The 12,481-nt window shown below is 73.3% G+C and carries 11 protein-coding genes; 7 read left to right on the forward strand and 4 right to left on the reverse strand.

The genetic code is table 11. From position 1 onward, the window contains the following. The first annotated feature begins 62 nt into the window (after positions 1-62). Together fabG and ACIOJE_RS31655 are read left to right on the forward strand one after the other, a co-directional pair. Positions 63-803: a 3-oxoacyl-ACP reductase FabG gene (fabG, locus tag ACIOJE_RS31650; protein WP_400780933.1), complete on the forward strand. Its 741-nt coding sequence runs from the start codon at positions 63-65 to the stop codon at positions 801-803. 53 nt (positions 804-856) lie between these two features. Then, positions 857-2,059: a cytochrome P450 gene (locus ACIOJE_RS31655; RefSeq protein WP_400780936.1), complete on the forward strand. Its 1,203-nt coding sequence runs from the start codon at positions 857-859 to the stop codon at positions 2,057-2,059. A gap of 398 nt (positions 2,060-2,457) precedes the next feature. Here ACIOJE_RS31655 and ACIOJE_RS31660 read toward each other — a convergent pair whose 3' ends face one another. From ACIOJE_RS31660 to ACIOJE_RS31675, 4 genes are all read right to left on the reverse strand, one after another. After that, positions 2,458-3,234 carry an ABC transporter permease gene (locus ACIOJE_RS31660; RefSeq protein ID WP_280677858.1) on the reverse strand — a complete coding sequence of 259 codons (777 nt, stop codon included), beginning with the start codon at positions 3,232-3,234 and terminating at the stop codon, positions 2,458-2,460. After that, on the reverse strand, positions 3,231-4,187 hold the full coding sequence (locus ACIOJE_RS31665) for an ATP-binding cassette domain-containing protein (protein ID WP_280677860.1): 957 nt from the start codon (positions 4,185-4,187) through the stop codon (positions 3,231-3,233). Before ACIOJE_RS31665 ends, ACIOJE_RS31660 begins: the two co-directional genes overlap by 4 nt. Positions 4,188-4,318: 131 nt before the next feature. After that, entirely contained in the window at positions 4,319-5,188 is an 870-nt protein-coding gene (locus ACIOJE_RS31670) for a DUF4097 family beta strand repeat-containing protein (RefSeq protein WP_280677862.1), read from the reverse strand. Positions 5,189-5,264: 76 nt separating this feature from the next. Continuing rightward, positions 5,265-5,807 carry a hypothetical protein gene (locus tag ACIOJE_RS31675; RefSeq protein WP_280677864.1) on the reverse strand — a complete coding sequence of 181 codons (543 nt, stop codon included), beginning with the start codon at positions 5,805-5,807 and terminating at the stop codon, positions 5,265-5,267. A gap of 396 nt (positions 5,808-6,203) precedes the next feature. On the opposite strand from ACIOJE_RS31675, the gene ACIOJE_RS31680 reads away from it, so the two are divergent. The 5 genes from ACIOJE_RS31680 (at position 6,204) to ACIOJE_RS31700 (ending at position 12,414) form a co-directional block, all read left to right on the forward strand. Further along, positions 6,204-7,007 carry a thioesterase II family protein gene (locus tag ACIOJE_RS31680; protein ID WP_280677866.1) on the forward strand — a complete coding sequence of 268 codons (804 nt, stop codon included), beginning with the start codon at positions 6,204-6,206 and terminating at the stop codon, positions 7,005-7,007. A gap of 41 nt (positions 7,008-7,048) precedes the next feature. Next, positions 7,049-8,101 carry an RNA ligase family protein gene (locus tag ACIOJE_RS31685; RefSeq protein ID WP_400780941.1) on the forward strand — a complete coding sequence of 351 codons (1,053 nt, stop codon included), beginning with the start codon at positions 7,049-7,051 and terminating at the stop codon, positions 8,099-8,101. Positions 8,102-8,426: 325 nt separating this feature from the next. Beyond that, positions 8,427-9,476: an alpha/beta hydrolase gene (locus ACIOJE_RS31690; protein WP_280677870.1), complete on the forward strand. Its 1,050-nt coding sequence runs from the start codon at positions 8,427-8,429 to the stop codon at positions 9,474-9,476. 194 nt (positions 9,477-9,670) lie between these two features. Beyond that, a complete protein-coding gene (locus tag ACIOJE_RS31695; RefSeq protein WP_400780943.1) occupies positions 9,671-10,600 on the forward strand; it encodes a diiron oxygenase in 930 nt (309 codons plus the stop codon). An 89-nt stretch (positions 10,601-10,689) separates the two neighbouring features. Then, positions 10,690-12,414, forward strand: coding sequence for an FAD-dependent oxidoreductase (locus tag ACIOJE_RS31700; protein ID WP_400781032.1), 1,725 nt, complete (start codon positions 10,690-10,692; stop codon positions 12,412-12,414). The last annotated feature ends 67 nt before the right edge of the window (positions 12,415-12,481 follow it).

A 12,481-nucleotide genomic window follows, 5' to 3' on the forward strand; every position in this document is an offset into this window, starting at 1 on the left:
CGCGCCGGTCCCACCCGCGGGCTCCACCGTTCCCGCCCCACCTACCAGCAAGGAGGATCGACATGTCCGGACGTCCGGTGGCACTGGTCACGGGAGGCTCACGGGGCATCGGGCGCGCCACGGTGCTGCGCCTCGCCGAACACGGCTACGACGTCGGGTTCTGCTACCACTCCCGCGGCGACCTCGCCGCCGAGGTCGAACGGGAGGCGAAGGAGCGCGGCGCCCGGGTGCACGCCCACCTCGCCGACGTCTCCGACCCGGCCGCGGCCCGGGAGTTCGTCGAGGCAGGCGAGGCGGCCCTGGGCCCCGCCGAGGCGCTGGTCACCAGCGCCGGCATCACCCGGGACCGGCCGGCCGTCCTCACCTCCGACGAGGACTGGCAGCAGGTGCTGCGTACCAACCTCGACGGCACCTTCCACGTCTGCCGGGCCGCCGTGTTCGGCATGGTCAAGCGCCGCCGGGGGGCCGTCGTGACCCTCTCCTCCGTCTCCGGCGTGTACGGCAACGTCGGTCAGTCCAACTACTCGGCCGCCAAGGCCGGCGTCTGCGGCTTCACCAAGGCACTCGCCAAGGAGGTGGCCGGCCGCGGCGTCCGGGCCAATGCCGTCGCCCCCGGCTTCATCGACACCGACATGACCGTCGACCTGCCCGAGCGGGTGCGCGCGCAGGTGGTGTCACGCGTTCCGCAGGGCCGGCTCGGCACTGCCGACGAGGTGGCCGACCTGGTGCTGTTCCTGCTGTCGGACCGGGCCTCCTACATCACCGGCCAGGTCCTCGGCGTGGACGGCGGACTCACTCTCTGACCAGCCGCCGTTCCCCTTCCGCTGTCACACCTCTCCTGGAAACGGATTCCACCATGACCGAGACCTTGCTCCCCGAAGTGATGCCCGCGCCGACCGACGGCGGCGCCGCCCTGCTGGACTGGGCCTGCCGGATGCGCGAGGAACACCCCGTCGCCTTCGACGGGAAGCTGCGGATGTGGCAGGTGTTCCGGCAGGAACACGTGCAGCGCGTGCTGACCGACCACGCGGTCTTCTCCTCCGACATGTCGGTGATCGCCCCCGACCAGATGTTCCGCTCCGGGAACATCACGCAGATGGACCCGCCGGTCCACCGCAAGTACCGCAGCCTGGTCAACAAGGCGTTCACCCCGCGCACCGTCGCCGACCTCGCCCCCCGGATCAGCGAGCTGACCCACGCGCTGCTGGACGAGGTGGACGGCGCGGACCAGGTCGACCTGGTCGACGCCCTGCTCTACCCGCTGCCGATCACCGTGATCTCGGAGCTGCTCGGGGTGCCGCAGTCCGACCACGAGCTGTTCCGCTCCTGGGTGGACAACCTCTTCGACGCCACCTTCGAGAACCCCTTCGACCCGGACCTGGCGCGGAAGGCGACCGAGGCGGTCGCGCCGATGAAGGAGTACCTCCTGGAGCACGTCCGGGACCGCAGGAGCCGGGCCCGCGACGACCTCATCACCAAGCTGGTGCAGGCCGAGGTGGACGGGGAGCGGATGACCGACGAGGAGGTGATGACCTTCTCGGCGATCCTGCTGCTCGCCGGGCACGTCACCACCACCCTGCTGCTCGGGAACACGGTCCGCTGCCTGGACGACAACCCGTGGGCCGTGGACCAGTTGCGGGCGGACCCGGGGCTGGTCCCGGCCGCGATCGAGGAGTCGCTGCGGCTGCGGCCGCCGTTCAACGCCAGCGGCCGCATCACCACCCGGGAGGTGGAGCTGGCCGGCGTCACCATCCCCGCGCAGCAGCCGGTGTTCGCGAGCATCCTCTCCGCGAACTACGACCCCGCCCGCTTCGCCGACCCGCACACTTTCGACCTGAACCGCTTCGGCCAGGGCCGGGACACCCCGCCGCACTCGGCCTTCGGCCACGGCGTCCACTTCTGCGTGGGCGCTCCGCTGGCCCGCCTGGAGGGGCGGATCGCGCTGGGCATCATGCTGGAGCGCTACCGGGAGATCCGGCTCGACACCGACCGCACCGCCGAGTACTTCGCGAACCCCAACTTCAACGGCCCGAAGAAGCTCCCGGTCGTCCTGAGGTGAGGGAACTCGAGGGGGAGCACCCTTCCACGACGACGGCCCGCGGCGAGACCGCGGGCCGTCGTCGTTCGAGCTCGGGCCGGACGGGCCGTGGACTCCGCCCTCGCGGAGGGGAGTTCGGGGACCGGCCGCAGCATCCGATCCCGGGGCTGTCGGGCCGCGGCCGTGCGGCGGACGACCGACCGGCCACCGGCCCCCGGGCGCGCGACGGGTCGTGCCTGCGGTCGGTGGCCGTACCGCTCCACGTTCCGCACGCCGCCGGCCCCGTTGCAGCCGAGGTGGCGCTCCGGAGCACGGCAGAGCCCCCGGCGCCGGGTGGGCCGGGGGCTCTGCTGGGACCGCCGCCCGTTCAGGACGGGGGTGGCGAGAACGGACAACGGCCGTTCGGGGTGACCCGCGGGTCAGCGGGAGGGGGAGCGCTCGAAGGCCGAGCGGGCCCAGACATAGCCGACGAGGCTCAGGACGACGCACCAGACGGCGGACCAGAGCACGCTGTTGCCGACCGGGGTGCCCATCAGCAGGCCCCGCACCGCGTCGATGAAGGGGGTGAAGGGCTGGTGCTCGGCGAACCACTGGACGCCCGTGGGCATCGACTCGGGCCGGACGAAGGCGCTGCTGACGAAGGGCAGCACCTGGAAGATCAGGGTGGAGCTGTTCGCGCCCTCGGGGGTCTGCGCCACCAGGCCGAACGCGACGACCAGCCAGGTCAGGGCGAAGGCGAGCATCACGACGATGCCGAGTGCGCCGAGCCAGCCGGTCAGCCCGGCCTTCGGGCGGAAGCCGACGGCGAGCGTGATGCCGACGACCAGGGCGGTGCCGATGACGGTCTGGATGACGCTGCGCACGACGTGGCCGGCCAGCACGGACCCGCGGGAGATGCCCATGGTGCGGAACCGCTTGATGATGCCGGACTTCATGTCGGTGTTCACGGCGATCGCGGTGCCCGAGGCGCCCATGATCGCGGCGATCAGGATGACGCCGGGCGCCACGTAGTCGATGTACGGGCCCGAGCTGACGCTCGGAGCGATCGAGCCGCCCAGCACGAAGCGGAACAGGATCAGCATGATCAGCGGCACGCCGAGCGAGGAGATCATCAGCAGCGGGTAGCGCATGCTGTGGCGGAAGTTGCGCCGCATCATGGTGCGCGTGTCTCGGAGCGCGTAGTTGGCGGTGCTCATCGTGCGGCCTCCTGCTTCTTCTCGGCGCCGGGACGGCTGGTCAGGGCGAGGAACACGTCGTCGAGGTCGGGCGTGTGCACCGACAGGGTCTCCGGCTCGATCCCCTCCTGGTCGAGGCGGTCGAGGACGGCGCGCAGGGCGCGGACGCCGCTACCGGGGACCTGGAGGGCGAGGGAGTCGGGCTCGGGCGAGGCGTCGAGCAGGCGGGCCGCGGCCGTGAGGTCCCGCTCGTCGGTGAACTCCAGGCGGATGTGGCCGCCCGGGATGCGCCGCTTGAGCTCCTCGGCGGTGCCCTCGGCGACGAGCCTGCCCTGGTCCAGCACCGCGATGCGGTCGGCCAGTTGGTCGGCCTCCTCCAGGTACTGGGTGGTCAGGAAGATCGTGGTGCCGCCCGCGACCAGCTCGCGGATGATCTCCCACATGGCGCGACGACTGCGCGGGTCCAGGCCGGTGGTCGGCTCGTCGAGGAAGATCACCCGGGGGTCACCGACCAGGGTCATGGCGAGGTCGAGGCGGCGCTGGGTGCCGCCGGAGTAGGTGGCGGCGACCTTCTTGGCGTGCTCGGTCAGGTCGAAGCGCTCCAGGAGCTCGTCCACCCGGCGCCGCCCGTCGGCGGGGGAGAGGTGGCACAGCTCCGCCATCAGCAGCAGGTTCTCCTCGCCGGTGAGTAACCCGTCCACCGCCGAGAACTGGCCGGTGACGCCGATCGAACGGCGGACCGAGCCGGGGTCGCGGGCCAGGTCGTGGCCGGCGATGTGCACCTCGCCGGCGTCCGCCGCGACCAGGGTGGACAGGATCTCGACGGTGGTGGTCTTGCCGGCTCCGTTGGGTCCGAGCAGGGAGAAGATCGTCCCCTCGGCCACGTCCAGGTTCAGGTCGGCGAGCACGACCTGCTCGCCGAATGCCTTCCGCAGTCCGCGTACGGTGATGGCGGACCGCCGTGGTGCAGTCATGTCCCCTCGATTCGTCATGAGCGTCAACGTCATCGGTCGTTCCTTCGATCGGGCCGGATCCGGCGGGTCGGGTGGTGTCGGGCGTTCGGTGCCGGCCGGTCCGGCTCCGGTGGGCAGGACCCGACGGTCGGTCAGTCCAGCGGGTCGGCCGTGGCGCGCCGCACGACGATGTCGCCGAACTGGGTGCGGGCGTGGACCTCGACGGTCTGCGCCGTCGCCGCGGGCTTGCCGGAGTCGTCCAGCAGGTTGCGCACGCTGCCGGTCTCGGACTGGGCGTCGACCCAGGCGGCGACGCCCTCGCGGATGCCGACCTCCAGCCCGCCGCCCCCGGACGTCAGGCTGACCTTGCCCTGCGAGACCTCGTCCACCATGATCCGGCCGGCGTCGGTCTTGGCGGTGAGCCCGGCACGGATCCGGCGGACGACGAGGTCGCCGGCCGAGGCGCGCAGTTTGGCGTCACCGGCGATGTCGCCGATCTCGCTGTCGCCGGCGAGGTTCTTGATGACCGCGGTCCCCTCGATCGCGCGGATCCGCAGCTTGCCGCCGCCGGTGCTGACCTCGGCGTCGCCGGCGACGCGGCTCACGGTGACGTCACCGAGGTCGGTCTTCAGCCGTGCCGGGCCGACCTGGCCCAGTGCGATGTCCCCACTGCCGGTGCGCAGGTCGCAGGAGCCGAGCAGGCCCTCGAAGTCGTAGCCGCCCTCCTGGACGGCGCCGCGTACCCGGGAGCCCGCCGGCACCTGGACGGTAGCCCGCACCGAGGCGCCCTTGCCACTGCCGATGCCCAGGTAACCGCGTTGCCGAGGAGCCTTCACCACGAGGGTGCCGTCCTTGAATTCGACCGTGGTCTTCTCGGCGGCGGTCACGTCCGCCGCGCTCGCGGGGTCGCCGGGGGCCACGTCGACGATCGTGTCGGAGCGGTCACCGGCGATGACGCGGGCGTCACCGATCACCAGATCGAGCTCGACGTCGATCGGGGCGGGGGTTTCGAAAGTGTGCATGACAAATCACTCCTGATGCGGGTCGGGTGCGCGGTGCGGTGCGGTGCGGCGAGTCGGGGCGGTCGGGGGCGGTCGGTCAGTGCACCCAGCCGCTGAAGTTGCGGCCGGGCCGGTCGGCCCCGGCGGCGCGGAGCCTGCTGCGGTCGAGCTGGTCGATGGCGTCGGTCAGGGTGCGGGCGATCCAGGCGTTGGTCGAGAGGCCCCCGGCGCCGGCCTCCTGCTCCACCCGGGCTTTGAGCGGCTCGGGCAGGCGCAGGGTCATCCGGGCCACGGCACCGTCCGTGACGTCGAGCGGCGTCGCGGGTGACGTCATCGGCGTCACCGGTGACGTCACCGGCGTCTCGGTCGGTCGGTGCGCCTCCTCGGGGGTGGTCTGCGGTGGGGGAGTGACGACGAAGTCGGCCACCCCCTTCCGGAGACGCAGGTCCACCGAGCCGGGCGCGAGCCCGGTCGTGATCTCTTCTGCCGCGTCCGACAGGGCGTCCAACAGTGTCAGTCGGACGGCCGCCTCCATCGGGCGCAGCAGGCGCTCGGTGAGCTCGACGGCGTCCGGCCCATTGGATTCGGCGGCCGCCGTCAGCTCCTGTCGCAGCTTGCCCACATACGCTTCGAGGTTCATGACGTCAGCTTGCCACACTTGTGACGTCACGGCAACCCCGGATGACGTCATGGTGACGTCATCCGGCGTCACTCGTGGCGTCGCGCGCCTTGCCGCGGCGCTGTTCAATTGTTCGGATTCATCGGTTGAACGCCTTGCTGGATGCCAGGAGTCGTCCGCGCGGAATAGAGAGTAGCGGGGGTGCCGTCACCCTGTGCCAGTACCTTCAAGTGCACGTTCAACTGCGTAGGTTGAGTTACCGAATGGTCTTATATTCTCGCCGCGGAATTCGTTGAACCGTCCCGGAATGCGGGGCGCGGAAAAGCGTCAGGCCCCTTGTCGGCGACTATTCGTTCTCTTCGCGCCGCCGACCCCGGCAGCGCGCCCCGATCACGCCTTCCGGAAGGTGAGTTGACCATGACCGCAGTGAAGAGCCGGGTGGGACGCGGCACCTGGATCCGGCAGTACCACCAGCCCACGGGCGCCGGCCCGACGCTGCTGTGCCTGCCGCACGCCGGCGGCTCCGCGACCGCCTACGTCGGCCTGTCCAAGGCGCTGTCCGCGACGGCCGAGGTGCTCGTCGTGCAGTACCCGGGCCGACAGGACCGGATCGCCGATCGGCCCGTCGACGACATCCGGGAACTGGCGCGCCGGATCGCCGACGCCCTCGACCCTTGGCTGGACCGGCGGCCGGTGCTGTTCGGCCACAGCATGGGCTCGGTGGTGGCCTACGAGGTGGCCCTGGAGCTCCAGGCGCGCACCGGGCAGGGCGCGGCCGGACTCATCGCCTCCGGGCGGGCGGCGCCGTCGGTCCGGCAGGACCGGGGGGTGCACCTGCGGGACGACGCCGGTCTCACCGACGAACTGGCCGAGCTGTCCGGCACGGCCACCGCCCTGCTCACCAACCACGAACTGATGGCCGCCGTGCTGCCCGCCCTGCGGTCCGACTTCCGGGCCGTGGAGACGTACCAGGGCGCCCCCGGCGCGCGCGTCGACTGCCCGATCAGCGCCTACGGCGGCGCCGCGGACCCGCATGTGAGCCGCGAGGACCTGCTGAAGTGGCGCGATCACACGACGGGCGGGTTCTCCGCCCGCTGGTTCCCCGGCGGCCACTTCTACCTCCAGCCGCAGCAGTCCGCGGTGGCGGCGGCGGTGGCCCAGGACCTCGCCGTCTTCGCCTCGCGAGGCCCGGTGGGGAGCGGTGGGGGCCTGAGCGGGTAACTCCGTTGCCCCGGCGCGGGACGGCGGCGAGGATCGAGTCCGTGTCCGACACCACGTTCGACGACGCCGCGCTGCGGCCCTACCCCAAGATCCCCGCGCGGGCGCGCTCCGGTGCACCCGGCAGCCGGGAGTGGACCGCCGCGGAGAAGGTGCACGGGGCGCACTTCGCGGTGGTCTGCGACGGCGCCGGGGCGGTCCGCGCGGCCAAGCGGCGCGAACTCCTGGACGGCGAGGCGCTGGACGGCTTCTTCGGAGTGAGCCGGATCTGGCCGGTGATCTCGGTGGCGGCCGCCCGCCTCGCCTCCGCCGTCCGCGGCGGGCGGGGTGACGAGGCAGTGGTGACGGTCTACGGCGAACTGGCCGGCGGGTCCTACCCGCACCCGGACGTGCCGGCCGCCGCCGGGGTCGAGCCGGTGCAGACGGGCGTCTGGTACGCGCCGGACCTGCGGTGGCTGCCGTTCGACGCCACCATGGAGACCGCCGACGGCCGGTGGTGGATCGCCGACCGCGACCTGCGCGCCGCCGCGGCCGCCGCCGGGCTCAGCTGCGTACCGCTGCTCGGGCACGGCCCGCTGAACGTGCTCCAGGAGCTGCCGGTGGCCTTCCCCAGCCGGGTGCCCGCGCTGTTCGGACTGCCCGAGCCGGCGGACAACCTCGCCGAGGGGTACGTGCTCAAGCCCGCGGGGGAGTGGCGGGAGACGGGCGCAGCGGTCCGCCCCGTCCTGAAGGTGAAGCAGCAGGCCTTCGCCGAGGACGAGCGCTACGACGGCGCCCGTCCGTACCTCGTCCCGCCGCAGGGCGCGGCCGGGGTCCCCGCCTGGCTCCTGGTCCAGGCCTCGGCCCTGCTCACCCCCGCCCGCGCGGCCGCCGCCGTCAGCAAGCTCGGACCGCGTACGCCCGAGGACGTCGTGGCGGCGGAGATCACCCGGGACGTGGCGGAGGAACTCGCCGAGGCGGTGGGGGGATTGGACGGCGACGTCCTGCGCGCACTGGAGGGTGCCCTCGGGCCCGGGACGCGCACCCTGGCGGCGTTCGACGCCGAGGACCGGCGTGCGCGGACGGGCCGGGGGAGCAAGGCGCGGGACCGTTCCTGACGGCGGCGCGGCCCCCGGCGGGCGGGGGAGGGGGCAGGGGGCGAGCCGTCAGCTGCCGCCGTCGGCCTTCGTCCGGTCGCGGTGGGACTCGGGCCGGCCCGGCGCTCCGGCCGTGCCCCGGCCGGTCGTTCACTCGTGCGAGTGAGAGTCGCCGGCACCGGCCGCCTGCGCCGGTCGGCCGGGTCGGTCGGGTCGAGGGCGGGTGAAGGGGGCGTCGAAGGGGCGTCGAGGGGGCTTCCCAGGCCGCCGGGCCGGGCCCATCATGGGCACCCGGTCAGGGCCCCCGGTCGAGGGGCTCCGGGAGCGGCCCCAGGAGGCAGCAGCGATGACGATTCCACTCCCTGTCCGGATCCAGGCCGCCGTCGTCCGGGGCGCGTACGCGCTGCCGGAGGGGCTGCGCCGGGCGATCGCGGGCGCGCCGGTGGTCAGGGACGGGCAGGTGCTGGCACTGGACGCGCAACTGATCCTCAAGCTGCAGCGGCTGTCGAAGGCCGCCCTGGTGATGCCCGGTGGCGTCGGGCCGTCGCGGGCCGCGATGGAGCACGCGCGGTACCTGGTGGGCGGGGCGAGGATCGAGCCGGTCGCCGTGCGGAACGTCGGGATCCCGCAGGAGCAGGGCGAGTTGGCGGCCACGCTGTACACGCCCGGTGGGCTGGCGGCGGGCTCCGGGCTGCTGGTGTACCTGCACGGCGGGGGCTGGGTGGTCGGCAGCCGGGCCAGCCACGACCACGTGGTGCGGTTCCTGGCGCAGCGGGCCCGGGTGCGGGTGCTGTCGGTGGAGTACCGGCGCGCGCCCGAGCACGCGTTCCCGGCGGCGGCGGACGACGCGCTGGCCGCGTTCGACTACGCCTACGCCAAGGCGGTCGACCTGGGCGCCGACCCGGAGCGGATCGCGATCGGCGGGGACAGCGCGGGCGGGAACCTGGCGGCCGTCACCGCGCAGGTGGCGGTGCGCCGGGGCGGGCCGGCACCGGTGTTCCAACTGCTGCTGTACCCGGCGGTCGACGCCTCCGTCCGGCGGCCCTCGCGCGAACTGTTCGGTGACGGCTTCTTCCTGACCAGCGCGGACATGGACTGGTTCCTGGACCGCTACGCGCCCGGGCCGACCGACCCGGCCGACCCGCGGCTGTCGCCGCTGCTCGCCGCCGACCTGTCCGGGCTGCCGCCCGCGTACGTCGGCACCGCGGGCTTCGACCCGCTGCGGGACGAGGGGGAGGCCTACGCCGAGGCGCTGCGGGCGGCCGGGGTGACGGTGCGGCTGAGCCGGCAGCCGGACCTCATCCACGGCTACGCCAACTACCTCGGCGTCGGCCACCGCTTCCGGGAGGCGACGGCGGAGGCGGCGGAGGCGCTGCGGGGCGCGATCGGCGGGTGACGCGGGGCGGTGTGGGGCGGGGTCCGGGCGGGCCCCGCCCTTCGTCGTGCTCCGAAGCGGGGAGGGGGCGCGGGCCTCGGGCCGTGCGCCTGCTTGGTGCTGCGCAGGGGGTTCTCGGGGGCGGGCTCTTATTGTACTGTCCGTCTAATAAGCGGGTGAGCGGGCACCCGCGGAGCAGGCACCTGGAGGCAGCCATGGCTCTCATCAACGCGGCGGCGGGGCGGGCAGCGGGCGCGCACGGCCACACCGCGGCCGACGACGACGTCTCGAAGCGGCTGCTGGACTCCGCCGCCACCCTCTCCTACGACCCCTCGACCGAGGTCGACTGGGACGCGCCCCTCCCGGACGACCACTACGGCCTCAACCCGGAGTGGAGCACCCTCTACGGAACCCGGCTGTGGGACGAGATGACCGAGCGGCAGCGGGTCACCCTCACCCGGCACGAGGTCTGCTCGATCATGAACACCGGGATCTGGTTCGAGATGATCCTCCAGCAGATGGTGCTGCGCGACCAGTACCTCAAGAACCCCGCCAGCGCCGAGTTCCAGTTCGCCCTCACCGAGATCGCCGACGAGTGCCGCCACTCGATCATGTTCGCCCGCGCCTGCGAGAAGATGGGCGTCCCCGCGTACCGGCCCAACAAGGTCATCGCCCAGGCCGGGCGCGCGTTCAAGGCCCTCGCGAAGGGTGAACTGGCTTACGGCGGAATCCTGGTGGCCGAAGAGGTGCTCGACGTCATGCAGCGCGACTGGATGCGCGGCGAGAACGTCCTGGAGATCGTCCGCGGCACCTCCCGGATCCACGTGGTCGAGGAGTCGCGGCACATGAAGTTCGCCCGGCAGGAGATCCGCGAGCGGATGCGCCACGCCGGCCCCGCCCGCCGCCGCACCTCGGCCACCGGTATCGCCGTCGGCGCGTACGTCATCGTCAGCAGCATGGTCCACCCCGGGGTCTACCGCGCCGCCGGGCTCGACATCGAACGGGCGCTCGCCGAAGTGCGGGCCAACGAGCACCGCAAGGCGATGATGCGCACCAGCTCCCGGCACCTGATGGCCTTCCTCGCCGAGACCGGGCTGATCACCAGCCGCTCGGCCGCCATCTACCGCCGCGTCCACATGCTCTGACGTCACGTCAGACACCACTCCGGATGCGTCAGTTGCCGCTCCGAATCCCCCCACACGTCTTCACCTCCAGCGAGGACCCCACCCCGGCCATGGCCTACGCGATCACCCGGACCTGCTGCAACGACGCCTCGTGCGTGTCCGTCTGCCCGGTCAACTGCATTCACCCGACCCCGGACGAACCGGAGTTCGGCACCACCGACATGCTGTACATCGACCCGGTGGCCTGCATCGACTGCGGCGCCTGCGCGGACGCCTGCCCGGTGGACGCGGTCTTCCCCGTCGACCGGCTGCGCGGGCCCGACACCGCGTTCGGCGACCTCAACCGCGACTGGTACCGCGACCACCCCAGTGACCACGCCTGGGGCGCGCCCGGCTTCCCGCGCAGCCTGCCCGACGGGCTCGGCGTGCTGCGCGTCGCCATCGTCGGCACCGGCCCTGCCGCCGGGTACACCGCACAGGAACTGCTGCGCAGCACCGGTGCCGAGATCACCATGATCGACCGACTGCCCGTCACCGGCGGCCTGCTGCGCCACGGCGTCGCGCCCGACCACCAGTCCACCAAGCGCATCGCCGACAGCTTCGCGAGCGTCTTCCACGACCCCCGGCTGCGGATGCACCTCAACGTGGACATCGGCGCCGACGTCACGCACGAGGAACTCGCCGCCCACCACCACGCCGTCGTGTACGCCGTCGGCGCGGCCGCCGACCGGCGGCTCGGCATCCCCGGCGAGGATCTGCCGGGCAGCCTGCCCGCCACCGCCTTCGTCGGCTGGTACAACGCCGAACCGACCGTGCCCGCCGACGCGGTGGACCTGTCCGGGCCCGGCGCCGAACGGGTGGTGGTGGTCGGCAACGGCAACGTCGCCGTCGACATCGCGCGCATCCTGCTCACCGACCCCGACCGGCTCGCCGCCACCGACATCGCCGACCACGCCCTCGCCGCGCTGCGCCGCAGCCGGGTCCGGGAGGTGGTGCTGCTCGCCCGGCGCGGGCCCGCCCAGGCGGCCTGGACCACAGCGGAGTTCCTGGCGCTGCGGCAACTGCCGGGCGTCGACGTGGTGGTCGAGGACCACCCGGAGGTCCGGGCCGCGATCGAGACGGCCGCGCCGGACTCGCGGGCCGCGCTGCTCGCCGGGCTGCCGCTGGTGCCGTTCGACGGGGGTGCCGAGCCGGCGCCGGGCCGGCGGATCGTGCTGCGCTTCCTGTCCGCGCCGACCGCGCTCACCGGGGACGGACAGGTGACCGGCCTGACCGTCGCCCGGACCACCCTGGTCGGTGGCCGGGCGGGTGACCGGGCGGGTGACCAGGGTGGCGACCGGGCCGGCGACCCGACCGGCGACCGGGCCGAGCCGACCGGGCAGACGGACGTGCTGCGGGCCGGGCTGGTGGTGCGCTCGATCGGGCACCGGGGTGTGCCGGTGCCGGGACTGCCCTTCGACGAGCGGACCGCGACGGTCGCGCACCACGGCGGGCGGGTCGTCGACCCGGGGACGGGGCGGCCGCTGCCGGGGACGTACGTGGTGGGGTGGGCCAAGCGCGGACCGTCCGGCGGCATCGGTGCCAACCGGGCCTGTGCCCGCGAGACCGTGGACGCGCTCCTCGACGACGCTACCGCCCGGGCCCTGGTCGCGCCGACGGCGAGCCGCAAGGACTTCGACCGCCTCGTCCGCCACCGCCGCCCGGACGCTGTCGGCCTGAAGGAACTGCGCGCCGTGGAGCGGGCCGAGCGCACCCGCGGCGAGGCCGAGGGGCGGCCCCGGGTGAAGCTCGCCACCGTCCCGGAGCTGCTGGCCGCAGCCCGCGGGCGGCGGTAGACGGCGGTGGGCGGGTGTGGGCGGGTGTGGGCCCGGGAGAAATATGTCGACCGGTCTACTGATTCAT

It is taken from the genome of Kitasatospora sp. NPDC087861 (assembly GCF_044742585.1).
Lineage (GTDB): Bacteria > Actinomycetota > Actinomycetes > Streptomycetales > Streptomycetaceae > Kitasatospora.